At 70.6% G+C, this 25667-nt stretch carries 21 protein-coding genes; 13 read left to right on the forward strand and 8 right to left on the reverse strand.

Annotated elements, in window-relative coordinates; translation table 11 throughout:
• The first annotated feature begins 40 nt into the window (after positions 1-40).
• The 5 genes from ABT061_RS13370 to mgtA all read left to right on the forward strand — a co-directional run bounded on the left by ABT061_RS13370 (position 41) and on the right by mgtA (position 9033).
• Positions 41-1189, forward strand: coding sequence for an epoxide hydrolase family protein (locus tag ABT061_RS13370; protein ID WP_350916022.1), 1149 nt, complete (start codon positions 41-43; stop codon positions 1187-1189).
• Between the two features lie 126 nt (positions 1190-1315).
• Entirely contained in the window at positions 1316-5467 is a 4152-nt protein-coding gene (locus ABT061_RS13375; protein ID WP_350916024.1) for an nSTAND1 domain-containing NTPase, read from the forward strand.
• 307 nt (positions 5468-5774) lie between these two features.
• The gene (gene tatA, locus ABT061_RS13380) at positions 5775-6050 is read left to right on the forward strand and encodes a Sec-independent protein translocase subunit TatA (RefSeq protein WP_350916026.1); all 276 of its coding nucleotides are present in this window, start codon (positions 5775-5777) and stop codon (positions 6048-6050) included.
• A gap of 18 nt (positions 6051-6068) precedes the next feature.
• Positions 6069-6476 (forward strand): ArsR/SmtB family transcription factor, encoded by a 408-nt coding sequence (locus ABT061_RS13385; RefSeq protein WP_350916028.1) that lies wholly within the window; start codon positions 6069-6071, stop codon positions 6474-6476.
• Positions 6460-9033 (forward strand): magnesium-translocating P-type ATPase, encoded by a 2574-nt coding sequence (gene mgtA / locus ABT061_RS13390; protein ID WP_350916030.1) that lies wholly within the window; start codon positions 6460-6462, stop codon positions 9031-9033. Before ABT061_RS13385 ends, mgtA begins: the two co-directional genes overlap by 17 nt.
• Here the strand turns inward: mgtA and ABT061_RS13395 are convergent.
• Complete coding sequence (locus ABT061_RS13395) at positions 8975-10384, reverse strand: LCP family protein (protein ID WP_350916032.1); 1410 nt, start codon at positions 10382-10384, stop codon at positions 8975-8977. The genes mgtA and ABT061_RS13395 overlap by 59 nt on opposite strands.
• 331 nt (positions 10385-10715) lie before the next feature.
• Here ABT061_RS13395 and ABT061_RS13400 point away from each other — a divergent pair, with 331 nt between their 5' ends.
• Positions 10716-11390: a GNAT family N-acetyltransferase gene (locus ABT061_RS13400; RefSeq protein WP_350916034.1), complete on the forward strand. Its 675-nt coding sequence runs from the start codon at positions 10716-10718 to the stop codon at positions 11388-11390.
• On the opposite strand, the gene ABT061_RS13405 is transcribed toward ABT061_RS13400, so the two are convergent.
• Positions 11371-12420, reverse strand: a complete 1050-nt coding sequence (locus ABT061_RS13405) for a sigma-70 family RNA polymerase sigma factor (RefSeq protein WP_350916036.1) — start codon at positions 12418-12420, stop codon at positions 11371-11373. The genes ABT061_RS13400 and ABT061_RS13405 overlap by 20 nt on opposite strands.
• 74 nt (positions 12421-12494) lie before the next feature.
• On the opposite strand from ABT061_RS13405, the gene ABT061_RS13410 reads away from it, so the two are divergent.
• The 3 genes from ABT061_RS13410 (at position 12495) to ABT061_RS13420 (ending at position 14166) form a co-directional block, all read left to right on the forward strand.
• Entirely contained in the window at positions 12495-12848 is a 354-nt protein-coding gene (locus ABT061_RS13410) for a VOC family protein (protein ID WP_350916038.1), read from the forward strand.
• A 32-nt stretch (positions 12849-12880) separates the two neighbouring features.
• Positions 12881-13501 carry a DinB family protein gene (locus ABT061_RS13415; RefSeq protein WP_350916040.1) on the forward strand — a complete coding sequence of 207 codons (621 nt, stop codon included), beginning with the start codon at positions 12881-12883 and terminating at the stop codon, positions 13499-13501.
• Between the two features lie 152 nt (positions 13502-13653).
• Positions 13654-14166, forward strand: a complete 513-nt coding sequence (locus tag ABT061_RS13420) for a TetR/AcrR family transcriptional regulator C-terminal domain-containing protein (protein WP_350916042.1) — start codon at positions 13654-13656, stop codon at positions 14164-14166.
• Positions 14167-14214: 48 nt separating this feature from the next.
• Here the strand turns inward: ABT061_RS13420 and ABT061_RS13425 are convergent, their stop codons facing one another.
• Complete coding sequence (locus ABT061_RS13425) at positions 14215-14718, reverse strand: Lrp/AsnC family transcriptional regulator (RefSeq protein WP_350916044.1); 504 nt, start codon at positions 14716-14718, stop codon at positions 14215-14217.
• A 135-nt stretch (positions 14719-14853) separates the two neighbouring features.
• Here ABT061_RS13425 and ABT061_RS13430 point away from each other — a divergent pair, with 135 nt between their 5' ends.
• Positions 14854-18348, forward strand: coding sequence for an indolepyruvate ferredoxin oxidoreductase family protein (locus tag ABT061_RS13430; protein WP_350916046.1), 3495 nt, complete (start codon positions 14854-14856; stop codon positions 18346-18348).
• A 76-nt stretch (positions 18349-18424) separates the two neighbouring features.
• Here the strand turns inward: ABT061_RS13430 and ABT061_RS13435 are convergent, their stop codons facing one another.
• A complete protein-coding gene (locus tag ABT061_RS13435) occupies positions 18425-19444 on the reverse strand; it encodes a peptidase (RefSeq protein ID WP_350916048.1) in 1020 nt (339 codons plus the stop codon).
• Positions 19445-19462: 18 nt separating this feature from the next.
• The gene (locus tag ABT061_RS13440; protein ID WP_350916050.1) at positions 19463-19993 is read right to left on the reverse strand and encodes a hypothetical protein; all 531 of its coding nucleotides are present in this window, start codon (positions 19991-19993) and stop codon (positions 19463-19465) included.
• Positions 19994-20250: 257 nt separating this feature from the next.
• Between ABT061_RS13440 and ABT061_RS13445 the strand changes: the two genes are divergently transcribed.
• Both ABT061_RS13445 and ABT061_RS13450 read left to right on the forward strand, forming a co-directional pair.
• Complete coding sequence (locus ABT061_RS13445) at positions 20251-20511, forward strand: hypothetical protein (RefSeq protein ID WP_350916052.1); 261 nt, start codon at positions 20251-20253, stop codon at positions 20509-20511.
• 251 nt (positions 20512-20762) lie between these two features.
• Entirely contained in the window at positions 20763-21452 is a 690-nt protein-coding gene (locus ABT061_RS13450) for an HAD family hydrolase (RefSeq protein WP_350916054.1), read from the forward strand.
• A 111-nt stretch (positions 21453-21563) separates the two neighbouring features.
• Here ABT061_RS13450 and ABT061_RS13455 read toward each other — a convergent pair whose 3' ends face one another.
• Both ABT061_RS13455 and ABT061_RS13460 read right to left on the reverse strand, forming a co-directional pair.
• Positions 21564-22421 (reverse strand): NAD-dependent protein deacetylase, encoded by an 858-nt coding sequence (locus ABT061_RS13455; RefSeq protein WP_350916056.1) that lies wholly within the window; start codon positions 22419-22421, stop codon positions 21564-21566.
• 136 nt (positions 22422-22557) lie between these two features.
• Positions 22558-23406, reverse strand: a complete 849-nt coding sequence (locus tag ABT061_RS13460) for an NAD(P)H-binding protein (protein WP_350916058.1) — start codon at positions 23404-23406, stop codon at positions 22558-22560.
• Between the two features lie 88 nt (positions 23407-23494).
• Here ABT061_RS13460 and ABT061_RS13465 point away from each other — a divergent pair, with 88 nt between their 5' ends.
• Positions 23495-24487, forward strand: coding sequence for an endonuclease/exonuclease/phosphatase family protein (locus ABT061_RS13465; protein ID WP_350916059.1), 993 nt, complete (start codon positions 23495-23497; stop codon positions 24485-24487).
• Between the two features lie 674 nt (positions 24488-25161).
• On the opposite strand, the gene ABT061_RS13470 is transcribed toward ABT061_RS13465, so the two are convergent.
• Positions 25162-25667, reverse strand: a 506-nt coding sequence (locus tag ABT061_RS13470) for a cell envelope integrity TolA family protein (RefSeq protein ID WP_350916061.1), incomplete at its 5' end; no start/stop codon positions are given.

A 25667-nucleotide genomic window follows, 5' to 3' on the forward strand; every position in this document is an offset into this window, starting at 1 on the left:
AGGAACGGAGCTGTCCTATACAGGGCGGAGGGTGGGCGGCATGAGCACAGAAACGCCCTTCCGCATCGATATCCCGCAGGCAGAACTCGACGACCTGCGGGACCGGCTGGCCCGTACCCGCTGGCCGGACGAACTGCCCGGCGTCGGCTGGTCCTACGGGGTGAACAGGGACCACCTCATCGAGCTGGTCGAGCACTGGCGCACCGGCTACGACTGGCGGGAGCACGAGGCCCGCCTCAACAAGGTCCCGCAGTTCACCACGGAGATCGACGGGCAGAACATCCATTTCCTGCACGTACGCTCGCCCGAGCCGGACGCCACCCCGCTGATCATCACTCACGGGTGGCCGAGCACGGTGTACGACTTCCTGGACATCCTCGGGCCGCTGACCGACCCGCGGTCACACGGCGGGGACCCGGCGGACGCCTTCCACGTCGTGGTCCCGTCACTGCCGGGTTTCGCGTTCTCCGGGCCGACGCGGGAGACCGGCTGGGGGATCAACCGCACCGCGCGGGCCTGGGCCGAGCTGATGCGACGGCTGGGATACCACCGCTACGGCACTCAGGGCGGCGACTACGGCAGCATCATCTCCCCGGCGATCGGCCGGGCGGATCGGGAGCACGTCATCGGCGTCCATGTCAACGCGCTGGCCAACGCCGCGACAGCGGTCGATCCCAGCGAACTGGACGCGCTCTCCGCGGCGGACCGGGAGCAGGCCGGGCAGAACCAGAGGTGGTGGTACGGCCGTTCCGGCTACGCCACCCAGATGGCCAACCGGCCGCAGACCCTGGCGTACGCGCTCAACGACTCCCCGGCCGGTCAGCTCGCGTGGAACCTGGAATGGTTCGTGGACTGGGACCCCGCCCGGACCGAGCAGACCCCCGTCGACCGCGACGTCATCCTGACCAACGTCACGATCTTCTGGCTGACCGCGACCGCGGGATCGGCCGCTCGGCTCTACCGCGAGGCCGGACCGGAGTCGTGGGGCCCACGTCCCGAGCCCGCACCGGTCCCGACGGGTGTGGCGAACTTCCCCGGAGACCGGGCGATCCGCGGGCTGGCGGAGTTGTCGAACACGATCACCCACTGGTCGCGGCACTCCCGCGGCGGCCACTTCGCCTCACTCCAGGCCCCGGACCTGCTGGTCTCGGACATCCGGCAGTTCTTCCGGACAGTACGACCGCGGTAGCCGGAGGCGTGGCGATGGCCCAACCTCCAGGCCGGAAATATCGGGTCTTCGGGGTGGACGTCACGGATCGATCGCGATCGATGGAGATGTGGGCTTTCCTGGCGGTCCCCGGGTGACATTGAGGAAGTGGAGGATTCCTCGGGACTGATGCGGGACGGGGTACGGGCCCGGATCGCCGCGCTGGCCCGGGCCGCGGGCGGCGGAGCCCACCGCTGGTCGTCGCCTGTCCTGCTGGGCGTGCTGGCGGCGGGTGCGTTCGGGCCGCTGATCACCGCGGGCATGGGTGGGGCGGCCCTGGTCAGCGCGGCGGTCGGCGCGGTGACGGCGGTCGGCGGGAACGTGCTGACCGACATCGTGAAGGCCGGAGTCCAACGGCTCGGTGACAGGCCCTCGCCGCAGGACCTCGCCACCGAACTGGAGCGGGGCGTCCAGCAGGTGCTGGAGGAGGGTGGCCACCGGGCGGAGACACTGCGCACGGAGATCGCGGGCGTCCTTCGCGAGATCGACGCGGTCGGCGTCGCGGTCGAGGAGGCGGTGCGGTCGGGCGACCGCGACCTCCAGGCGGCCCTGGCGGCAGGCCTCGCCGCGCTCGGCACCGAGTTCGCCGAGTTCGGGTTCGTGCCGGCCGAACTGGACGAGCGGCTGCGGCTGATCCGCGAGTCGGTGGACCGGCAGAGTGCCGATCTCCAAATGGCGGTCGGTCTTCAGTACCGGCAGGCCACCGACACCCGCCTGCTGCTGGAACAGGTCTCCGTGATCGAGCGCCGGACCCGCTCGGACCGCGTGGACGGCTACCCGGTGCGCTGGACGCACGGCTCGCCCTACCGGGGGCTGCTGCCGTTCGGAGAGTCCGAATCGGAGGTGTTCCACGGCCGCGAGGAGATCACCGCCGAGCTGGTCAGCACCCTGTCGCAGCGGCTGACCGGCCCGGGGCTGGTCGTGGTGACCGGAGCCTCGGGCGCGGGCAAGTCGTCGCTGCTGCGCGCGGGCCTGGTCCCGGCGATCGGCCGTGGTGAGCTGTCCGAGGAGACGCGTGACTGGCCGCTGTACGTCATCGACCAGCCGACGCGATCCCCGCTCTCCCGGCTGGCCACGCTGCTGGCCGGACTGGCCGGGCTCGACGCCCCGTCGGTCCTGCGGAGCCTGACCGACGATCCGCGGCACGCCCACCTGCTGGTGCGGCAGGCGCTGGAGGTGAACGCCCGGCGCGAGGACCGGCCGGTCCCCGCCCGGCTGGTACTGATCCTCGACCAGTTCGAGGAGATCTTCTCTCTCGGCGGTGACATCGCGGAGCGGTCGGCCTTCCTCACCGCGCTGGACGCGATCACCGAACCCGCCGCCGCCCTGGTGATCCTCGCGGTGCGCGGCGACTTCGTCGACCGTTGCGCGGCCCATCCGCTGCTGGCCGCCGCGCTCCGGCGCGGTCCGTTCATCGTGGGCCCGATGAGCGGCACCGAACTGCGGCGCGCCATCACCGGACCCGCGGACGCCGCCGGGCTCACCATCGAACCCGGCCTGGTCGACGTCATTCTCGCCGAGCTGGGCTCTCCCTCGGACGGGTACGACATCGGGGTCCTTCCGCTGCTCTCCCAGGCCATGCTGACGATCTGGGAGCACCGGGAGGGCGACCGGCTCACCAGCCGGGGCTACGCCAAGACCGGGGGAGTGCGCCGCGCGGTCGCCACCAGCGCCGAGGAAGCCTACGCCGGCCTCTCGCCCGCACAACGTGAGCTGGCCCGTGACCTGCTGCGGAGTCTCACCCTCGTCGGCCGTGACGGTGTGCTCGCCCGCCGCCCGATCCCGCGTACCGCATCGCAGGACGTCGCCGGTGTCCTGGAGGTCTTCTCCCGGCGCCGTCTGGTCGTCCTCGACGCCGACAGCGCGCAGCTCGCCCATGACGTGCTCCTGCACGCCTGGCCCCGGCTGCGTGACTGGCTGGAGGGCGACCTGTCGAGCTTCGCCCTCTACGGCAGGTTCACCGCCGACGCCGAGGAATGGGCGTCCAGCGACCGCGACCCGTCCTTCCTCTACCGGGGCACCCAGCTGGCCGCCGTCCACGCCGCCAGGCCGAGCTGGACGTCCGAGGCCCATGCGCTGGGCGAGGTCGCCACCGAGTTCCTCGCCGCCGCCGACGCCACCAGGCGCCGGACCGTGCTGGTACGCCGAGCCCTGGCGGTCACCGCCGCCGTGCTGGTGGCGGTGATCGCCCTGACCACCCTGGTCGCCGTCCGGGCTGCCGAGGTGGCCGAGCACGAGCAGACCCTCGCCACCGCCCGTCTGCTCGCCTCCCAGAGTGAGCTCCTCGGCGCCGCCGATCCCGCCCTCTCCGCCCGCCTCGCCGCGGCCGCCTACCGGACCGCCCCGATCCCGGAGACGGAACTCGGCCTTCTCAACGTCTACCGCCGCCCCTACCGGGGGAAGCTGCCCGAGCAGAAGGACAGGATCACCGCCTTCGCCTACGCTCCCGACGGGAAGGTCCTGGTCATCGCCGTCAACGACGGCACGGTCCGCTTCTGGGACACCGCGACCCGGCGTCCCTCGGGCACCGGACTGTCCGGACCGGTCGTCGATGAGCTGGCGATCAGCCCCGATGGCGGGACGCTCGCGCTGGCGATCGGGAACGGGATCTGGCTGTTCGACATGGCGACCCATGAATCGCTCGGGGATGTGGGAATCCCCATCGGTTCGGCCATTGATCTGGCCTTCAGCCGTGACGGCAGGACACTGGCGGTGGCGACACCCTCTCAGCTCGTGTTCTGGGATCTTGAGCGAAAGAGCGTCGACACTCGTTTCGACGCCGTCGCCGGTGTCTTCGCCAAAGAGGTCATCTTCAGCGGGGACGGTGTCCACCTGGCCGTCGTGGGCGCTCCCTCGGGATCGGTCACCATCTGGAGGATGAAGGACCTGCGCAGGGTCGCGGTGATCGCCGGCAGCGAGGCCGCTTTCAGTCCCGACGGCGAACACCTGGCGGTGGGCAGGTTGGAGGGACCGGTCCGCGTTCATGAGGCGAGGACGGGCCGAGCGGTCGGCTCCGCGCTCAACGGATTCACCGGAAACCTCGAAGCGGTCAAGTTCAGTCCCGATGGCACCGCGCTTGTCACGACCAGCTGGGACGAGCCCAACGAACCGGACAAGGTCCAGCTCTGGGATGCGGCGAGCGGCAGGCGGAGGGGAAGCCTGCTCACCGCCCCGGCCGGAGACATCAAGTCCGTGACCTTCAGCCCCGATGGCGGCACCCTCGCGGGGGCGATGGGGGCCGACCTCCTGTTCTGGGACGCGCGGCACAGCCACACCGACATCATCGAGACCGGGGAGGAGACCAACAGCGCCGTCTTCAGCTCCGACGGAAGAACGCTGGCCACCGCCGGTGTCTCGGCAAGGCTCTGGGACGTCGCGAGCCGCAGGCCGCTCGGACCGGCTTTCCCGGGAAAGCTGGGCGCCGCATTGCCGAGCGTCGCCCTCAGCCCTGACGGAAGGACGCTGGCCGCCTCCGGGAGTGACGGCGCGGTGCTGCTGTGGAGCACGGCCGAGCACAGGCCGCTCGGTGCTCCGCTACGCGGGCACACCGGTGACGTCCGGGCGATCGCCTTCAGTCCCGACGGCCGGACCCTGGTCACCGGCGACGACACCAAAATCCTGCTCTGGGATATGGCGACCAGGACCTTGCGGGCCTCACTGCCGACCCGGCAGAAGGACCTCGTGTTCGCCGCCGCCTTCAGTCCCGACGGCCGGATGCTGGCCACCGTGAACGCGACCGATGTCCAGTTCTGGGACGTCTCGACGCACCGGCTCCGGGCGACTCTCGTCTCCACCCATCTGAGCACGATCCGAGCGCTGGCCTTCAGCCCGGACGGGCGGCTGCTGGCCACGGCGAGCCATGACGGCACGGTGCGGCTGTGGGACGTGGCGACGCGGCGTCCGGCGGGCGGCGCCCTGGTCGGGCACAACGATGAGATCTTCGCGCTGGCCTTCAGCCCGGACGGCCGGACCCTCGCCAGCGGCGGCGGGGATCGCTCCGTCCTGCTCTGGGACGTGGCGACCCGCCGGGCCCAGGGTGTCCCGTTGACCGGGCACGGCGACTTCATCTTCTCGATCGCCTTCAGCCCGGACGGCAGGAGGCTGGTGACCGCCGGGCGGGAGGCGAGCGTACGGCTCTGGAACGTGGAAAGGCCGGCCGATCCGCTCGGGTTCGCGTGCTCGGTGGCGGGCGGGTCGCTGTCGGCGGAGGAGTGGGGTCTTTACGCGCCGGGCGAGAGCTACCGGCCCGCCTGTGGGTGACACGATGTGCCGGTGATCGCTGGCGGCCGATGAGCGATTTCGATAGCCGGCCTGTGCGAGCCGGTCGTGGAGCCGTCCCCACGTGATGCCCGCGATACGCGGCAGGAATGAGGTCGGCGGCGCAGTCGGCCCCAGCGAGATCACCGGCAGAACGATCCTGCGCACCGGCCGGCGCTACCCCGGCAGCCTGCACCGAGCCGGGCTTCCTTGATCATTCCGGCCTCAGAAGACACTTGCTTGCTTGCGCAATCCGATTGTGTCGTACTCTGGCGTCATCACCGGATACCTGCGTGGAAAGGACGGGCCGATGGGATCACTCAGCCTGGCACACTGGTTGGTCGTGGCAGCTGCCGCGGTCTTGTTGTTCGGCGCGAAGAAGCTGCCTGACACCGCGCGTTCGGTAGGTCGATCGCTGCGCATCTTCAAGGCCGAGGTCACGCAGGAAGGCCAGGACCAGGAACCGCCGGCCGCCGTGACCCAGGGGCAGTTGACGGTGGAGGAGCAGGCCAGGCGGCTTGAGGAGCAGGCCGCCCGGCTGCGGGCTCAGTCCGCCGCCGAGTCCAGGGACAAGCCCGTCACCTGACGGCGGTCCGGGTTCGTCATGCCTAGACTGGTCCCCCTGCGGGACCAGGTGGACGGGAGAGCGACAGTGGCGACCAGCGGTGGCGATATCGAGGACCCGTCCCCCGAGGTGCTGTCCGAGGCCGCCGCGGCATTCGGGCTGCTGGCCTCCTCCGCGCGGCTGCACATCGTCTGGGCGCTGGCGCAGAGCGAGAGCGATGTGAGCGGGCTCGCGGAACGGGTGGGAGGCGCGTTGCCCGCCGTCAGCCAGCACCTGGCGAAGCTGAAGCTGGCCGGGTTGGTGAAGTCGCGGCGCGAGGGGCGCCGAGTGGTGTACCTGATCGACGACGAGGACGTGGTGGCCACGGTCCAAGGGCTGGTGGGGCGGTTCGCCGAACGGGCGGGCCATCCGGGGTCATTGAGGCGTGTCCGTGGTCTGGGCGCCTGAGGCGCCGACAGCCGCGCCCCAAGATCTGCGGGACGACGGGCTCCCTCTCGCCGCTGTTGCCGAGCTCACCCGGCTGGAGGTGCTGCGGCGGCTGGAAAGCGGCCCCCGCGGGCTGGTGGAGGCCCATGCCGAGGCGCGTCTGCTACTGCGCGGTGAGAACACCCACCCACCCCGGCGCGTCACTTCCTGGTGGTGGCTGGCACGCAGCCTGCGCGATCCGTTCACGCTGGTGCTGCTCTGTCTCGGGCTGGTGTCCGCGGTCATCGCCTCGTGGGGCGCGGCCTGCGTCATCGTGATCCTCGTCGTTGTCAGCTGCGTGCTGCGGTCCAACGGCGAGTACCGGGCAGATCGTTCGACGGCGGCGCTGCGAAAGCTGGTGGCCACCACGGCGACTGTGCGGCGGCGACTCGACGAGCACACCACACCCGTGGACAGGGAAGTACCCGTCGACCAGTTGGTGCCGGGCGACGTGATCAAACTGGGCCCCGGGGATCTGGTTCCTGCCGATGTCCGGCTCCTGCGATCCAGCGGGCTGACGATCCACCAGGCGGCGCTGACCGGTGAGTCCGTCCCGGTGGCCAAGCAGGCCATCGACGTTCCCGGCGGGGGAGATCAGGAGCACCTTTGCTGGCACGGCAGCAGCGTGGCCACCGGCAGCGCCCTCGCACTGGTGGTGGCCACCGGAGCCGACACCAGGTTCGCCGGTGCCTACCAGGAGTCCGGGGCCAGGTTGTCGGCCTTCGACGGCTCGGTCAACGGGATCTCCTGGATTCTGGTCCGGCTCATGCTGCTCATCCCGCCCCTCGCCCTCGTGGCCAACGCCGTTCTCCGCGGCCGGGGGCTGGAGGCGCTGCCGTTCGCGGTCGCCGTGGCGGTCGGCCTGACGCCCGAGATGCTGCCCGTCATCGTCACGACCGCACTGGCGAGAGGTTCGGCCGTCCTCGCACACGGCCAGGGCGTGATCGTCAAACGGCTCTCCGCCCTGCACGATGTGGGGGCGATCGATGTCCTGTGTACAGATAAGACGGGCACTCTCACGCAGGACCGGCCCGTGGTCGACTGCTCGGTGGATCCGGACGGCCGCTCCGATCCCGAGGTGCTGCGCTGGGCCGCTGTCAACAGCTTCTGGACGCTCCACCTGGCCGATCTCCCGACGCCGGATGCCCTGGATGAGGCGATCCTGGCGGCCGAGCAGGATCTCGGCGAGTACGAGGGGGTGGACGCGCTCCCCTTCGATCCTGTGCGCCGCGTCTCGACCGCGATCGTGCGTCACCCGTCGCGCCCGGCGACGAACCTCCTGGTGGTCAAGGGCGCCGTGGAGAACGTGCTGGAACGCTGCGCCCTTGATCCCGCCGCGAGGCAGCGCGCCCAGCTGACCGCCGAGCAGCTGGCCGACAAGGGGTTGCGCGTGCTCGCCGTCGGACTCGCCTCGTACCACCCCGGCGAGGATCAGGGCCTTGCCCTGGTGGGCTTCGTCGGACTGCTCGACGAGCTCGCGCCGGAGGCGGCGGACGCGCTGGCCCATCTCGCCCGGCGCAACGTCACGATCAAGGTACTCACGGGTGACCATCCGGCTACCGCGGCTCGTGTCTGCCAGGAGCTGGGGCTGCCCTCCGACACGGTCGTCACCGCGAGCCAGCTCGACGGCCTCTCCGACGCGGCCCTGGCCGAGGTCGCCCAGCGGGCGACCGTTTTCGCGCGCTGCACCCCCGAGCACAAGTCGCGCCTGGTACGGGCGTTGCGGAGCGCCGGGCACACGATCGGGTTCCTCGGTGACGGCGTCAACGACCTGCCCGCCATGCGCGCCGCCGACGTGGGCATCTGTCCGCGCGACGCGGTCGACGTGACCCGTGAAGCCGCCGACGTGGTGCTGGCCGCGAAGGACCTCACCGCCATCGACCACGCGATCGTCACCGGGCGGCGCAGCACCGGCAACATCGTCACCTATCTGCGGGTCGCCCTGTCCTCCAACGTCGGCAACGTCATCGCGATGCTCTGCGCCGGATTGCTGCTGCCCTTCCTGCCCATGCTTCCCGCGCAGGTCCTGGTGCAGAACCTGTGCTTCGACGCCGCCCAGCTGGCGTTCGCGTTCGACCGGGCCGATCCGGCCGCCCTGCGCCGCCCGTTCCGGTTGCGGCGACGCGACATTCTGCGTTTCATCGCCGTCTTCGGCGCGCTCAACGCCTTTGCCGACCTGGCCACGTTCGCCGTGCTGACGTGGGTCGTACCCGAGGCCGCCCAGGCCACCGGCCAGGCCGCCTTCCACACGGGGTGGTTCATCGAGAACCTGCTCACCCAGGCACTGGTCATGCTGCTGCTCCGTCCCAGAAGGCGGGTCTCCCGCCCGCTGTGGGTGGCCACCGGCGCGCTGACCGCGGTGGCCTTGCTACTGCCGCTTTCGCCGCTTGCCCCCCTGCTCGGCATGACCGCGCTGCCGATCACCTACCACCTGCTGCTCGCGGTCGTGGTCATGCTGTACGGCGGGGCGTTGCTGGTGCTCAGCCGTAGGACAGATTGGAGCAGGGATCGTCGTCGGCCGAGCGAGCCTTGCCGTTGAGGGTCGAGGGCGGCACGGTCGGGCCGGCGGTGGCGGTGCTCGCATAGGTCGTGCCCAGGATGACCGTGATGCCGGCCGCGGTCACGGGCTGGAGTTTCGCGCCTCGAAACACCCGCGCGAGGGTCTGTGCCTGTTCCCGCGCGGCCGGGCCGTACTGGATCATGGTTGATGTGTAGTGCTGGGAAGCGGCGGTGCCAACGGCGGTGACGGTGAATCCGGAGGCCTTGAGCTCGGTGGCGGCGCGGGCGGCCAGGCCGGTGATGGTGGTTCCGTTGTAGAGGGCGAGGCTGATCCCGGTGCCGGAGACCGGAGGGGTCGGCTTCGAGGTCGGCTTGGCCTTGCCGCTGGCGTCGATGCCGTCGAGAGTGCGGTCCGCCTTGAGCGCCGCCCACAGCAGGTCGGCGTCGGGGCGCACGACGGCGACCCGGGCGCCCTGATATCGCCAGGGCAGCGTGATGAACTTGGTGTTGTGCAGGTCGATGTCCTTCATCGCCAGTGCGAAGGAGAGCAACTTGTCGGCCGAACCCAGCCCCGGATCGACCGTCATGGAGGCGGCGGCCGCCTCCGCGAGCGGCAGCAGGGTGGCCGGATCGAGGCCCTGCGCCCGCACCTTTTTGATGAGGCCGGCGATGAAGGCCTGTTGCCGTTTGATCCGGCCGATGTCGGAGCCGTCGCCGATGCCGTGCCTGATACGGACATAGTCCAGGGCTTTCTGCCCGGACACCGTCTGCGGGCCCTTGGCGAACAGCAGCCGGCCACGCGCCCCGCGGTTGGGGTTGAGGTCGCCCTGATAGACGTTCTTGGGCAGACAGACCGGCACACCGCCGACGGCTTTGGTGATCTTCGAGAAGCCCTCGAAATCGACCACGATCGTGTGGTCGACCCGCAGGCCGGTCAGTTTCTCCACCGTGTTCTGGGTGCAGGCCGGGTTGCCCTTCGCGGTCGCACCCACTGCGAAGGCGGCGTTGAACATCACGTTGGTCTGCGGCACGGTCCAGGTGCCGTTGGGGAGCCGGCAGCGGGGGATGTCCACCAGCGTGTCACGCGGGATCGACACCGCCACCGCGTGCTTGCCATCGCGGTAGACGTGCACGAGCAGCGCGGTGTCCGAGCGCCCCACATCCCCGCGCCCGCCGCCGAGCCTGCTGTTGTCGCCCGAACGTGAATCCGAGCCCAGCACCAGGATGTTCCGGCCCGCGACGTTCGCCGCAGGCCGATCATCGTCGACGCCTTCCGCGTCGAACGTGTTGATGCTCGCGTTCAGCCGGAGATAGGTCCATCCGGCCACGGCCGCCAGGACGGCGATCAGTGACGCCACCACCAGCACGACGACCGGAACCGGGCTGCGCACACGCCGCCGACGCCGCCGGCGCCGAACGGCCCCGGGTGTCTGACGCCGCCGAACCGGGATGTGTGTGCTCATGCCTACTTCCGCGACTATTGATTATATAGTTGCGCAATATAGCAAGTATTTTGCGGTCGAGGAGCCGGGGGCTGAACGTGCGGGCAGGAGCACAGCAAAGGACCGTCACCCTCTTGTTGTGGGCGCTGGTGTGCTTACTCGATCTTTGCGAGTTCGCATGGACGGGCTGAGACGCCGCCCCGCCTGGTCGGGCGGCGTACGGCCGGATGCCGCAGAGTCATGATCGCCCGCCCTCGGCATCGGCGTTGGAAGCCCGCAGGTGGGCGACCACCTGACTGATTACGGCCCCGCCCCCGGCGACACCACCACCACCAACACCGCCCCGCTGTCGATCGACAAGCCCGGAGGTGATCGTGCCGATCGGCTTGATCGCCGTTGTGCACCTGCCCGAGGCGCGGGCGAAAAGGGTTGGCGGGCTCCGCATCCCAACCGGCACCATATGCGGATGCTGATCAGGGAAGCCACCGCTGAGGACTGGCCCGCCATCTGGCCGTTCTTTCATGAGATCGTCACCGCCGGTGAGACCTTCACCTACCCGACCGACCTCGGGCGGGACACCGGGCGCGACTGGTGGCTGTTGCCGCCGCCGAACCGTACGGTCGTCGCCGTCGACGACGCGGGGAAGGTCCTGGGCACGGCGAAGATGAACAACAACCAGTCGGGCAACGGCTCGCATGTCGCGAGCGCCAGCTACATGGTCGATCCAGCGTGTTCCGGGCAGGGCGTGGGCCGGGCGCTCTGCGCGTACACGCTGGAGTGGGCGCGGGCGGCCGGCTTCCGCGCGATGCAGTTCAACGCGGTCGTGGAGACCAACGCGCACGCGGTGAAACTGTACGGATCGCTCGGCTTCGAGGTGCTGGGCACGGTGCCGGAGGGTTTTCTGCACCCGACGAAGGGCTATGTCGGGTTGCACGTCATGTATCGCGCTCTCTGAGGGGCAGCGAGGCGGGCAGTCCGAAGGGTACGAAGTGGTCGGGGCCGATGAACGAGGTGATCTCACAGATGCGGTCGCCGCGCAGGGTCAGCACGTTGAGCGCCCAGGCGAGGTACGCGCCGAGGTCGTCGTACCAGACGTAGGAGGCCACGGCGGGCTGGCCGTTCGCGCTGGTCGGGAGGTGCCGCCAGTCCGGGCAGGCGGTGATCGGGACCCGTACGGCGAAGTCGGTGACGGCTGCCAGGCCGTGGTACCAGTGCGCCAGCGGCGGCATCGACCAGGTGACGTCCTCGGTCAGCAGCGCGACCAGGGCGTCGGCGTCGCCGCTTTCCAACGCGGAGGAGTACCCGGCGACGATCTCTCGCAGGCGCGCGTCACCGACCTTCCGCAGGGTCCGCTGCTGGCTGCGGGAGGGGACCTTCTCCGCGACGATCCGGCGGGCTCGCTGCAGGGCACTGTTCACCGACGCGACGCTGGTGTCCATCGTGGTGGCGATCTCGGCGGCGGAGAAGCCGAGGACCTCGAAGAGCAGCAGCGCCGCCCGCTGGTTGCCCGGCAGGTGCTGCAGGGCGGCGACGAAGGCCAGCTCGACGGCTTCGCGCTGCTCGTAGCGCGCGTCCGGGGTGGCCGGCCCCTCGGCGAGGCCCGCGTCGGGGTAGGGGCCCAGCCAGGCGACGTCGGCGAGCGGGGCCTCGCCGACCACGGCGTGGTCGCTGGACGGGCCGAGGTCGACGGGCATCGCCCGCCTGCCGCGGCGTTCGACGGTGTCCAGGCAGGTGTGGGTGGCCACGGTGTAGAGCCACGAGCGCAGCGAGCTACGGCCCTCGAAGCGCGCGAGCCCTCGCCACGCCCGCAGCAGGGCGTCCTGCAGGGCGTCGTCGGCGTCGTGGGTGGAGCCGAGCATGCGGTAACAGTGGGCGTGCAACTCCCGGCGGAGTGGCTCGACGAGGCGGGTGAAGGCGGCGTTGTCGCCGTCGCGTGCCCGCGCCAGGTCGGGGTCCTCGGTCCGTGCGGAAGAAACTTCGCTCACAGGCGATGATTCTGCCTCACGGTGGAGGTCTCCTCTTCGACGGCAGTACGGCCGCACCCACCAGGAGGATTCCCATGACCCACCATCCCGTGCCAGGCTGGTTCGACATCTCCACTCCCGACGCACCGCGAGCGCGACACTTCTACCAGGAGATGTTCGGCTGGCCGATGAACGTGCTGGACGAGACCTACTCGCTGGTGGGCGGGGAGGGCGGCCGACCGGCGGGCGGGATCGGCCAGGCCGGTCCGGACAGCCCCTACACCGGGATCGTCGTCTACTTCCCGGTCGACGACGTGGACACCGCCCTTGAGCGGGCGGAGAAGCTCGGTGGCAGCCGGAGGCTGGAGCCGCAGAGCGTGCCCGGGATGGGGCGGATAGCCGTGTTCATCGATCCCGACGGCAACCCCGTCGGCCTGCTGAGCCCCTGACATTCACCACCGACCAAGGAGGACAGGTCGACATGACCGAAACAGAACTGAAAGCCGATCTGCACCGGTACCTGCAGCAGGCCCGTGAGGCGCTGCTGTGGAAGCTCGACGGGCTCTCGGAGTACGACGTCCGCCGCCCGATGACGCCGACCGGCACCAACCTGCTGGGGCTGGTCAAACACCTGATCGGCGTCGAGTTGCTCTATCTGGGATACGTGTTCGGGCGGCACTTCGAGGAGAAGGTGCCCTGGTTCGGTCCCACCGGTCGCCTGGAGGACATGGACCCCGAGGCTGAGGAACCCAACGCGGACATGTGGGCCACCGCCGAGGAGTCCCGCGAGTATGTCGTCGGGCTGTACCGGCGGGCGTGGGAGCACGCGGACGCCACCATCGAGGCGCTGCGACTGGACGAGACCGGCCACGTGCCGTGGTGGGCCGAGGGGCAGAACAAGCCGACGCTGCACCGGGTCCTGGTCCACCTGACCGCCGAGATCCAGCGGCACGCCGGGCACGCCGACATCGTCCGGGAGCTCATCGACGGGGCCGCCGGGGTGCGGGAGGGGAACGACAACCTGGCACCGGGCGACCGGTCGTGGTGGGAGGAGTACCGGAACCGGCTGGAGCGGGTGGCGCGGGAGGCCGGCCAGGGCTGAGTCCGCCGTACCCTCGGGCCCCGTCGCGCAACCTGTGATCGTCGCTGTCGGGATCGGCTCGCCGTGCCGCCGGTCCCGTCGCGCGACTTGTGATCGTTGCCGTCGGTGGCCCCGGGGCATCACCCGGTGGGCGGCTCCAGGTCGCGTGCCTCGTGGAGTCAGGTGGTGAACAGGTCGGGGTCAAGGAACAGCTGTTCGCCGAGATCATCCTGGCGACCACCGGTCGGATCGACGGCATCGTTCACCTGGTGACGGACGTTCCCGTCGACGGCGCGGCCCTGGAGGAGAGCCTGGGCAGGCTCGCCCGCGGGTTTCTCACCGCCCTCATGCGGCCGCAGGTGCTCCAGCTGCGGCGCCTGATCATCGCCAATGCCGACCGTTTTCCGGAACTGGGTGCCGCCTGGTACGAGCAGGGCTTCGAGCGCGTCCTGGCCACCCTGGCCACCACGTTCCAGCGGCTCGCGGACCAGGGGTTGCTCCGGATCGACGATCCGCTGCTGGCCGCCGACCACTTCGTCGGCCTGCTGCTGTGGATACCGGTGAACAAGGCCATGTTCCACGGCGCTCCCCAGCACACCCAGGCCGAACTCGACCACTACGCCGACGTCGGGGTCCGCACCTTCCTCGCCGCCCACCGCCCGTCCGTCCAGGAGGCCCGGCACTGAGAGCGGGACCGGTGCCGCGCACCGCCACGGCGTCCGGGCGCCGGCCGGTCAGCGGCGCTGGTCGCCGCTGCGGCCGCGGCCCCGGTCGCTGGTCAGGGTCGCCAGCAGTGGGCCGAGGCGGTACTCCACCGGGGTCGTCAGGGCGATCTCGGTGGTGGACCGGACGACGCCGCGGAGTGCCAGGACCTCCTGGATCAGCGACTGCAGCTCGGCGTGGCTGCGGGAGGCCACCCGGACCATGAGGTCGCTGGTGCCGGTGGTGATGCAGACCTCAAGGACCTGGCTCAGCCGCCCGAGCGTGTCGGTGACCTCGCCCAGAGTGCCCTGGGCGAGCTGCAGGTGCAGGAACGCGGTCACCGGCAGGCCGAGGCGCTCCAGGTCGACGCGGGCGCTGAAGCCCGTCAGCACCCCCGACTCGACGAGCCGCTGGTAGCGCGCCTGGACCGTGTTCCGCGCGACCCCCAGCCGGGCCGCGAGTTCGCTGGTCCCGGCCCGGGGATCTTCGGACAGGGCGGTCAGCAGCTCCGCGTCGAGCCGGTCAATGCTGGTCACAGTGCTCACCTGTCGTCGTTTGTGGTGGGTGTTAACTGAGCAGGACGCTCAATATTTCTGCAGAACCTTGACGTGGCAGCCACTCTAACCTCAAATTTACCGACATATGCGTCAGCTCTGGTGAAGGAGGCACACATGACCCAGACCGCCGATCCTGTGGTCGGGGCGGGTGCCCACATCGACCTCGCCGATCGCTACCGGCCGGGTTCCGGCCCGGTGCTGCTGACGGGAGTCCAGGCTGTCGGCCGGTTGGTCGCCGAGCAGCGTGCGCGCGACGAGCGGGCCGGTCTGCGCACCGCCACGTTCGTGTCGGGATACCAGGGTAGTCCGCTGGCCGGTCTCGACAAGACGCTCGCCGGTCTGCGGTCCGACGACCTGCGCCTGCTGCCCGGTCTCAACGAGGAGCTCGGCGCCACCGCCGTCTGGGGCAGCCAGAGCGTCCTGCCCAGCGGGCGGCGTACCCACGACGGCGTGGTGGGTCTCTGGTACGGCAAGGGACCCGGCGTCGACAGGTCGGGCGACGCGATCCGGCACGCGTCCACGTACGGTGTCGACCCGCGCGGCGGAGTGCTGGCCCTCGCCGGTGACGACCCCGGCGCGTCGTCGTCCACGCTGCCGTGCGTCAGCGAGCGCACGCTGGCCGCGATGGGGCTGCCCGTGCTGTACCCGCGCGACGCCGAGGAGATGGTCGCCCTCGGGCTGTACGGCATCGCCCTGTCCCGGGCGTCCGGCTGCTGGGTCGGCGTCAAGGTGGTCACCGCGGTGGCCGACGGGCTTTTCACGGTCGACCGCGACTTCGCCGACATGCACATAGCGGTTCCCGGGATCGAGTGGGAGGGGCGGCCGTGGACCTACCGGCAGCGCACCATGGCCTCCCCGACCGACAGCCTGCTCGCCGAGGCCGACCTGTTCGGCCCCCGGTGGGCGATGGTCGAGGCGTTCGGAGCCGCCAACCCGCTGGACGTCGTCGAGGTCGACCCCGCCGACGCCTGGCTCGGGATCGCGGCGCCCGGCGTGACGTACGACGCGGTGCGCCAGGCCCTGCTCGACCTGGGCCTTGACCAGTGGGATCTGGAGCGGGCCGGGATCCGGCTGATGCGGATCGGGATGCCCTACCCGCTCGGGGCCGGCACCCTGCGGCGGTTCGCGCGCGGGCTCCGCCAGATCCTGGTCGTGGAGGAGAAGACCTCCTTCGTCGAGAGCCAGGTGCGCGACCTGCTGTACGGCTCGGCCGACGCTCCGGCGGTGCTGGGAAAGCGGGACGCGGACGGCCGGCCGCTGGTGCCCGCCGGGGGACTGCTGAACGCCGACCGGCTGACCGGGCCGCTGCGCAGGCTGCTCGCCGACCGGGTCGAGCTCGCCCCGCCGCCACGGGCACCCCGGATGGCGCTCACCTTGACACCGGTGGCGAGCCGCACCCCGTACTTCTGCAGCGGCTGCCCGCACAACAGGTCGACCGTGCTTCCCGAAGGGTCGCTGGGAGCCGGCGGCATCGGGTGCCACACCATGGTGACGATCGCCGACCGGGAGAGCGCGCGGGTCACGTCGCTGACCCAGATGGGCGGCGAGGGGACACAGTGGCTGGGACAGGCGCAGTTCACCGACGTGCCGCACATCTTCCAGAACGTCGGCGACGGTACGTTCTTCCACTCCGGCCAGCTGGCGCTGCAGGCGTGCGTGGCGGCCGGGGTGAACATCACCTACAAGATCCTCTACAACCAGGTCGTCGCGATGACCGGTGCGCAGGACCCTCAGGGCGCCCTGAGCGTTCCGGCGCTGACGCGCAAGCTCCACGCCGAGGGCGTGGCCAGGATCATCGTCTGCTCCGAGACGCCCCGCGGCTACGGCAGGCGGGCCCGGTTCGCGCCGGGGACGCTCGTCTGGCACCGTGACCGGCTCGACGAGGCGCAGCGACTTCTTCGCGACGTGCCGGGTGTCACCGTGCTCATCTACGACCAGCAGTGCGCGGCCGAGGCCAGGCGGCTCCGCAAGCGCGGCAGGATCGCCGAGCGGACCGAACGGGTCGTCATCAACGAGAGCGTCTGCGAGGGGTGCGGCGACTGCGGGGTGAAGAGCAACTGCCTGTCGGTGCAGCCCGTGGAGACCGAGCTCGGCCGCAAGACCAGGATCGACCAGACCTCCTGCAACACCGACTACACCTGCCTGCAGGGCGACTGCCCGTCCTTCGTCACCGTACGGGTCGACCCCTCTGGCAAATCCGCGCCCGGTGGGTCGCGACCCGAGCCGCCCGAGGTGGCGGATCCGGTCATTCCGGTGGCGAGCCCGACGTACGACGTGTTCCTGGCCGGGATCGGCGGCACGGGCATCGTGACGGTCAACGCGGTCCTGGCCACCGCCGCCCTGCACGACGGCCTGCGCAGTGCCGGCCTCGACCAGACCGGCCTGTCGCAGAAGGCGGGCCCGGTGACGTCGCACCTGCGGATCTCGGTGGACGGCGGTGAGCCGGCCAACCGGGTCAGTACCGCCGGTGCCGACACCGTGCTGGCGTTCGACCTGCTGGTGGGCGCCGACGCCAAGCACCTGGCCCTGGCGAACCCCGACCGCACCGTCGCGATCGCCTCGACGAGCCGGACACCGACCGGGGAGATGGTCTACGACGCCGGGCTCGGCTACCCGGACGCCGAGCCGATGCTCGCACGCCTGCGGAACTCGACGTCCAGTCTGCACGAGCTGGACGCGCTCGGCGCCGCCGAGGCGCTGTTCGGCTCCACGGACGTGGCGAACCTGCTGGTCGTGGGGGCCGCGTTCCAGGCCGGTGCGCTGCCGCTGACCGCGCGGGCCATCGAGCGGGCGATAGCGCTCAACGGGGTGAAGGTCGACCTCAACACCGCCGCCTTCCGCTGGGGCCGGGTCAGCGTCGCCGACCCGGCCGCGTTCGCCCGGGCCGTCTCGGGTGACGGGGTGCGGCCGGCCGCCGCCGATGGTGGCCCGGACGGCTCCGAGTTCCTGGCCGGCCGGTCGCTGAAGGGCGAGACCGCCCGGCTGGCGGGCCTGCGGGCCGTGGAACTGCGGGCGCACTCCGGCGCGGACCTGGCCCGGCGCTATGTCGACCTGGTCGAGACCGCGTGGACCGCTGAGCGGGCCGTGGGTGAGGAGACGGCCTTCAGCGAGGCGGTGGCTCGTGGCGCGCACCGGCTCTGGGCCTACAAGGACGAGTACGAGGTGGCCCGCCTGCTCACCGACCCCGCCACCGACCCGGTCGCCGGGCAGCTCCCCGGGGCCACGAAGGTCACCTACAACCTGCACCCGCCGATGCTGCGGTCGATGGGAATGAGCAGGAAGCTCAAGCTCGGTCCCTGGTTCCGGCCGGTGCTGCGCGGGCTCGCCAAGGGGCGGGTGCTGAGAGGTACGCCGCTGGACCCGTTCGGGTTCGCGCACGTCCGCCGGCTTGAGCGCGCGCTGGCGGCCGACTACCGGGGCATGGTCGTCGAGCTGGCCCGGACCCTCGACGCGGGCGGCTACGACCGCGCGGTGCAGGCCGCCGAGGCCGCGGAGCTGGTACGCGGCTACGAGGAGGTCAAGCTGGCAGGCGTCGAGCGCTACCGTGAGCGGCGCGGTGAGCTCGGTGTCCCGCTCGACGACCAGGTGCTGCGGCTCCTCCTGCGCTGACCACGACGTCGCGGAGGAGCCGGCGCGTGACGTCGACTGAGGTGTGGTCGACGTTCCCGGCCGATCCGCGGACGTCTCAGGCGTTGCTCGGTTCCCGGCGCGAACGGCGTTTCCGCCGGATCAGCAGGAACGTGATCGCCGCGAGTGCGGCGAGGACGACGCCGACCAGTGCCACCGTGGGGTAATGGATCATGTCCATTTCCGCCTTGACCGCTTGTGCTGTCCCGGTGGCGGGGAACTGGATGGTCGCCTCGGCGGTACGTTTCGTCAGCCCGCTTTCCAGTCGGATACGGGCACGCCACGGCCCGTCGGGCACCTGCTCGCTGAGGGCGGCGGTGACGGATCCGGTGTCGCCGGGAGCGAGCGTCGTGCCCGTTTGGACCTTGAACGGGCCGGCGCTCAGGCTTCCGGAGTCGTTGGTCAGTTTCAGGTCGCCGCTCAGGTCGAGTGCGCGGCCTCCGGTGTTGTGCACCTGCGCCAGGACGATCTGCTGACCGGCGGGTGACCGTTGGGCCGTCAGCGAGTCGATGGTGAAGTCCGATGCCGGCGGGTTGCCGCGGCCGACGTCCAGGTAGAGCCGGATGCCGACGCGGTTGATCTGGGCGACGCCGCCACCGGGTGGCGCGGCCTTGGCCGTCTCGGCCCAGATCATGGCGTAGCGCTCTCCGGGGGCGGCATCATCGGGCACGGTGATGGTCGCGGTGACCGCCGAGCGGCCCTGCGGGGCCAAGATCACCTCATGCTGGTCCAGGGTGGTCCAGGTGGACAGCTCATTGGCGGTGTGATCGGCGGCGAACTGGAATTTCCGGTCGCGGATCTGTGCCGCGGCCGTGTAGATCGAAAGCTGCTTGGGCGAGCCGGTCGTGTTGAACACCTCGACCCGCCGGTGGATGACGGTACCCGGTGCGAGGTGATCGATGATGTAGGTCCAGGCCCGCTTGTCGGCTCGGGCCGCGACCGGTGCTTCGAGCAGGCGGATCCCGATGCCGCCCGCGGGCGAGGAGGCCGCCGCCGGCGCGGACCTGTCGAGCGTGCCGGCGGCCGGGGTGAGGATCCCGGCCGCCAGCAGCGCGGCAACGACGGTACGAAGGTGCACGATTGTCGCCGGCTCCGGTCAGCCGACCGAGTGGGTGACGGTGCCGCTGTAGGTTCCTCCGACGGCCGCGGACGGAATCGTCACGGTGAGCGTCGGATTCCAGGTGGCGGTGTTGTCACCGGTGAGCGCGGTACCGGTGAACGCGACGCGCGGCACGTTGATGATGCCGCCGGGCCCGGGTGTGAAGGTCCCCTCCCCTGTCGTGGCGGTGGCCGGTCCTGGGGAGTACGTGACGTTGATGTTTCCGATGGTCTCGGGTCCGGTGCCCCCGCCGGTGGTGAAGTCGGTGGAGATGGCGGTCGCGTTCCAGGAGCCGTTCAGGGTGGCGCGATCGTCGGTCACCGTGACCGGACCGATCTGTCCCGAGACGCTGGTAGCGCCGGAAGCCACCGAGCCGAGGCTCGCTGACCCCGGCGCGCTGATCGTGAGACCGGCGGTCGTGATCGAGAACGTGACGATGGTGTCGACGGCCAGGGCGGGCAGAGCGGTCGCTGCGGCCAGGCCGAGGCCGACGGCGGCGGTAGCGATCGCCAAAAGCGGTTTACGCATGTTTTAGTCCAATGTTCAAGCGGATATGAGAGGCGACGCGCAGTTCGGACGCTCAACCCAAGGAATCAAGCCCGCGGGCATACCGGCACGCCTCGTAGCGGACGATAACTCTTCGCGGTTTCCGCAAGATCAAAGGCGCGACGTGTGCAATCGCTGCAATACCGTTCCATGGCAATGAAATGCCGAAAGGCGCGGACTTCGGCAATGGTTCCACGATCGCGCACCCTTACCTGTAGGTGACTTCTTGTGGCGAACAGTTGCTCACGGTTGCCCTGGGGGTGATGGCGCGGGTCCGCGTGGCGGGCATCGAGGTCGGCCCGGTGCGCCCGACAGTGGCCGTGCCCGAGGATCAGCCGGGGGTGAGTGCCGCACTGATCGGCCTTGACCGGCCCGCACCGCCTCCCGCGTGCGACTGGCCGTCGGCCCGGACAGGGGTGCCCCGGTCGGCTTTCCCGGGCGCGACCGGGGCGCCCTCGGGCGGAGACCTTGCCCATCCCCCCGAGGGCGGCCCCTCCTGACAGGGGGAAGCATATAGTGACCGTGCGGATACCTATGGTTGCTGCCCGTTTTGTTCACGCCCGCGCCGCGCTCGCAGCCGCCGAGGTCATCGGCCAAGCGATGAACGAGGTGAGCGGCTGCCCAACCTCGACCAGACCGCCTGGCTGAGGTCACGCATCCCGGCTTCCAGTGGTTTTCCGGCGGGAGAGGCCCCCAGCGGGGGAGGCACCCGCTTCGCTAGGCTCGGATGATGGGCTCTTTTAGAACGCTTGTGCTGTGGGATATCGATCACACGCTGGTCAGCATCGACGGGGTCGGCAGGGACATCTACGCCGAGGCGTTCCAGTTGGTGACCGGGCAGCCGATGCGGCGGGTCGCGGCCATGGCGGGGCGGACCGACTGGGCGATCACGGCGGAGACGCTCCGGATGCACGACGTCGAGGTGTCGGAGAAACTGCTGAGCTCCTTCGTCGCGGCCCTCGCCGAGGCGTTCGTCGTCTACGAGGCGGAGATCTCGCAGCGGGGCAGGGTCCTGGCGGGGGTGCGCGAGGTGCTCGACGTGCTGGCGGGCCGGGCCGACGTGATCCAGTCGCTGCTCACCGGGAACATGGAGCCGCTGGCGATCGGCAAGCTCAGGGCGTTCGAGCTGGAAGGTTTTGTGGACTTCGAGGTGGGGGCCTACGGGATGGACCACGAGGACCGCGCGGTGCTGGTGGGCCTGGCACAGCAGCGTGCCGCGCGGAAGTACGAGGAGTCCTTCACCGCGCGGAACACGGTGCTGGTCGGGGATACGCCGAACGACGTTCTAGCCGGCCTTGAGGGTGGGGCGCGGGTGGTGGCCGTCGCCACCGGTTCCAGTGACGTCCAGGCCCTGAAGGAGGCCGGTGCGGAGCTGGTGCTGGAGGATCTCGCCGACACCGCCGCCGTGGTACGGGCACTCCTGGGGCCGTCGGAGCCGTAGGGCGGTCCCGGCCGTCGCCGGGCCGCGCGACCGACCATGGCGCGTGGCGCGCGGATTCCCCGTGGTCGCGGGACGGCCGCGCGCCGCGACCTCCGGCGAGAGGCGGTCGCCCTATCTTGAGGGCGGACCGGCGGTCATGGCACGCACGTCGACGAGCCTGACCAGTTCCGGCAGGACCGTGCCCAGCGGGGCGTCGACGGCGAGCGTCGCGTAGCCATCACCGCGGGTCGGGCCCTGGTTGACGATCGCCACGGGGATGCCGAGCTTCGCGGCGTGCAGCACGAACCGGCGGCCGGACATCACCGTCAGCGACGATCCGAGCACCAGCAGCAGGCGCGCTCGCTCCACCAGGGCGTAGCACGTGCGGACGCGCTCCGGCGGGACGGTCTCCCCGAAGAAGACGACGTCGGGCTTGAGCACCCCCCGGTCACACGCCCGGCAGCCGACCAGCTGGAACCCGTCGACCTCCTCGTCCGCCAGCTCGACGTCGCCGTCCGGGTTGATCGCGCCTGCCCGGGCACCGAACCGGGGGTTCGCCAGCGTCAGGCGATGATCCAGCTCCTCGCGCGGGCTCGAATCACCGCAGTCCAGACAGATCACCTGATGCAGGCTGCCGTGCAGCTCGACGACCGCCTCGGCGCCGCCCGCCTGGTGCAGGCCGTCCACGTTCTGCGTCACGATGCCGGCCACCAGGCCGCGCCGCTGGAGCCGCGCGACCGCGTGGTGGCCGCTGTTCGGCCTCGCCCCGGTCATCGCCCGCCACCCGAGGTAGCTCCGTGCCCAGTAGCGTCGCCTGGCGGCCGGGTCGCCGGTGAACGTCTGGTAGGTCATCGGGGTGTGCCGGACCAGGGAGCCGAGAGGCCCCCGGTAGTCGGGAATTCCCGACTCCGTCGATATCCCGGCCCCGCTCAGCACCACGACACCGCCCGCGGCCACCAGCCTCGCCAGCGCGCTCGTATCCTCGCTCACCCTCCCATACTGACCCACCTCGGATACCGCACGGCCTCGGGCCTGCCGTCGGTCGGGCTGTCCCGCCTCCTGGGATGCCGGGATGGTTGTCTCGTGGCCACAGTGGTTGTGGCGCGGTGGTGCCGGTCGGGGGTGGTCAGCGGAAGTCGTCGGCGTGGTCGGCCACCCACCGGCGGAACGGGGTGGCCGGTGCTCCGGTGAGTTCCTCCACGGTGGAGGTGGTCGACTCCGGGGTGGCCGCCATCCGCGCGTGCCCGTCGATGATTCCCTCCGCCGCGGCGGCCGGCCAGCCCTGGTCGAGCAACTCGCGCAGCGCGATCTCCGGTGCGAGCTCCTCCCAGCGCGTCGGCCGGCCGATCGCCTCGCCGATGGCGGTCACCTGCTCCACCTGGGTCAGCGCCTCGGGGCCGGTCAGCACGTACCTCGCCCCGGCGTGGCCGGTGCCGGTGAGCACGCTCACCCCCGCGGCGGCGATGTCGCGCTCGTGGATCAGTGGCCTGGTGGCCGCGCCGTGCACCCAGCGGACGACGCCGGTCCCCCGGATCTGGGCGGCCCACATCAGGGTGTTGGCGGCGAACCCGCCGGGCCGCAGGAACGTCCACTCCGCTCCGGAGCGCTCGATCAGCCCCTCGATGAGGGCGTGGGAGCCGAGGATCGAGTTCGGGTCCTGGCCGGGGGCGTCGGACGTGCCGCGCGCGGAGAGGTAGACGACGCGGCGGGCGTGCTCGGTGATCCTCTCGATGGTCGCGGGCGCCGCGTGGTCGGCCGCGAGGGTCGGCCAGACGAGGAACACCGAGTCGACCCCGTCCAGGGCGGCGTCCAGGCTGCCGGGGTCGGCCAGGTCGCCGCGTACCACCTCGGCGCCCTCCGGGAGCCTGGCGGACGCGGGATCGCGGGCCAGCGCGCGCACGGCGGCGCCCGCGCCGAGGAACTGGGCCACGGCCTGGCCGCCGACCTTGCCGGTCGCCCCGGTAACCAGAATCATGATGATCTCCTTCGTCAGTGGGAACGTCGCGATCAGTCTTCAACTTCAACTTTGGTTCAGGTCAATGGAGTCAGGGAGGATGGGACCGTTGTCCACCGAGCATCAGCCGCTTCCCGGAAGCGCGGGCGGGAAGGCCGGGACGCCGTGGACGCGCGGGCGGGTCCTCGCGTCGCTCGCCGTGCTGGTCGCCGGGCTGCTGATATTCCACGACGCCGTGCCGAACGCCGTGGGCAACCTCGGCAGCCTGCTGGAGACGTTCCTGCCCTGGGTCGGCCTGGCGGTTCCCTTGCTGGGGGTTCTGGCGCTGCTGCGGCGTTCGGCTCTCGCGGCGGTGGCCCTGCTGCTCCCCGTGACGGTCTGGGCCGCTCTCTTCGGCGGCCGGCTGTCGCCCGCCGAGCGGGGAGCGGCACACGATCTGGCGGTGTCCCAATTGACGGTGCTCCAGCACAACGTCGCGGACGACAACCAAGACCCGGCCGGAACCGCGCGGGCCCTGGCCGGAGCCGGTGCGGATCTTGTCGCCCTGGAGGAGGTGACCCCCGAGGCGCTGCCGGTCTACGGGGCCGCCCTCGCGCCGGACCATCCCCACCGCACCGTCGTGGGCACCGTCGGGCTCTGGTCCAGGTATCCCCTCACGGACTCACGACCGGTGGACATCAGACCGAAGGACATCGAGGGCGACTGGAGCCGGGGGCTGCGGACCACGGCGCGGACCCCGTACGGCGACGTGGCCGTCTACGTCGCCCACCTTCCCTCGCTCCGCATCCGGCTGCCGGACGGCTTCGGCTCCGGCCGGAGGGACGAGAGCGCCGTCGCGCTGGGCGGGGCCATCGCCGCGGAGAGGCTGGAGCGGGTCATCCTGCTGGGCGATCTCAACGGCACCCTCGACGACCGGGGCCTGGCCCCCCTCACCTCACGCCTGATCCCGGCGCGGGACGGTTTCGACTTCAGCTGGCCCGTCGCCTTCCCCGTCGCCAGGATCGACCATGTCATGACCCGCGCGGCGACCCCCGTCAGCACCTGGACCCTGCCCGCCACCGGCAGCGACCACCTGCCGATCGCCGCCCGCATCAAGTTCTGACGCACACAGGCGAGCAGGGGGGCGGCCGACTCGCCGCGCGCCGTCGGGTAGCCCCGACCGGCGTCATCCGTGGTTCCGGGTGTCGGTGGTTCAGGGTGATGGTCACGTCGATCGCGCCGTCGTGCGGGACGCGCAGGATGTGCACCCGGCGGCTGCCGTCACGCATGTAGTGGATGGAGGCGGCGCTCAGCGTCGCCGCCCGCGGGCCGCCCAACCTGATCCGGATCACGCCCCCGTTCCGGGCTCTTTACCTGTCTGGACCCCGAGCCCGGCAACTGCTGACAGTTGCCGGGCTCGGGGTCATGGTGTGGAATGTTCCTGCCGTGGCAGCGATACCGTGTCACGGCGACACCGAAGGCGCCGACGAACACGATGCCGTTGTGGGCGATTCTCCAGTCACGGTCACAGAACCGGTGGCGGATGTCGTTCCATCCGTGGCGGTGGTGCTTGTGCCGAAGCCAACGCATGATCGCCACCACGCATGGTGACAGGTGTGCGCTCATTCGTCATTCGTCACCGGCCATACGATCGGCCCGCTCTCGGTTCCTTCGACGACTTCGCCGACGGCCAGGCCCTCCAGATCCGGCGGTCGGGTCGCATCGTCAATTATGTCCGCGACTCTTCTATTGTGATCTTCTTACTTGGACCGCAGGAACGATCAACGAGAGCAGTACTTAGTGCTGAGGTGAAGCGGGCGCCCCACCTGTGCGGCAGTCGATAGGCTGCTTGATTGTTGGGACCTTGCTGGTGGCAGCGCCGGCCTTGTCCTGAGCGGCGGCCGCGATCTTGTTTCCGAGAGCGGTGCCGAAGGCCTCGGGGCTGGTGCCGCCGTTTGCCATGGGCCTGTGGGGAACCGCTATCCAGTTGCGGGCGTCGGCGTCGGCCTTGTTGCGGGCTTCTGCTTCGGCCTTCTGCCTGGCCTTTGCTTCTGCTTCGGCCTTGTTGCGGGCCTCTGCCTCGGCCTTGTTGAGTGCCGCCGCGAGTGCCGCTGCCCAGTTGCGGGCCTCTGCTTCGGCCTTGTTGCGGGCTTCTGCCTCGGCCTTCTGTCGGGCTTCTGCTTCGGCCTTCTGCCTGGCCTCTGCTTCTGCTTCGGCCTTGTTGCGGGCTTCTGCCTCGGCCTTCTGTCGGGCTTCTGCTTCGGCCTTCTGCCTGGCCTCTGCTTCTGCTTCGGCCTTGTTGC

Source organism: Streptosporangium sp. NPDC002544, assembly GCF_040295965.1.
Taxonomy (GTDB): domain Bacteria; phylum Actinomycetota; class Actinomycetes; order Streptosporangiales; family Streptosporangiaceae; genus Streptosporangium.

What these genes read in the sequence shown, in the direction of transcription:
- ABT061_RS13370 (WP_350916022.1), top strand. Translation starts at nt 41, where the DNA reads ATGAGCACAGAAACGCCCTTCCGCATCGATATCCCGCAGGCAGAACTC.
- tatA (WP_350916026.1), top strand. Translation starts at nt 5,775, where the DNA reads ATGGGATCACTCAGCCTGGCACACTGGTTGGTCGTGGCAGCTGCCGCG.
- ABT061_RS13385 (WP_350916028.1), top strand. Translation starts at nt 6,069, where the DNA reads ATGCCTAGACTGGTCCCCCTGCGGGACCAGGTGGACGGGAGAGCGACA.
- ABT061_RS13410 (WP_350916038.1), top strand. Translation starts at nt 12,495, where the DNA reads ATGACCCACCATCCCGTGCCAGGCTGGTTCGACATCTCCACTCCCGAC.
- ABT061_RS13415 (WP_350916040.1), top strand. Translation starts at nt 12,881, where the DNA reads ATGACCGAAACAGAACTGAAAGCCGATCTGCACCGGTACCTGCAGCAG.
- ABT061_RS13430 (WP_350916046.1), top strand. Translation starts at nt 14,854, where the DNA reads ATGACCCAGACCGCCGATCCTGTGGTCGGGGCGGGTGCCCACATCGAC.
- ABT061_RS13440 (WP_350916050.1), bottom strand. Translation starts at nt 19,993, where the DNA reads ATGCGTAAACCGCTTTTGGCGATCGCTACCGCCGCCGTCGGCCTCGGC.
- ABT061_RS13460 (WP_350916058.1), bottom strand. Translation starts at nt 23,406, where the DNA reads ATGATTCTGGTTACCGGGGCGACCGGCAAGGTCGGCGGCCAGGCCGTG.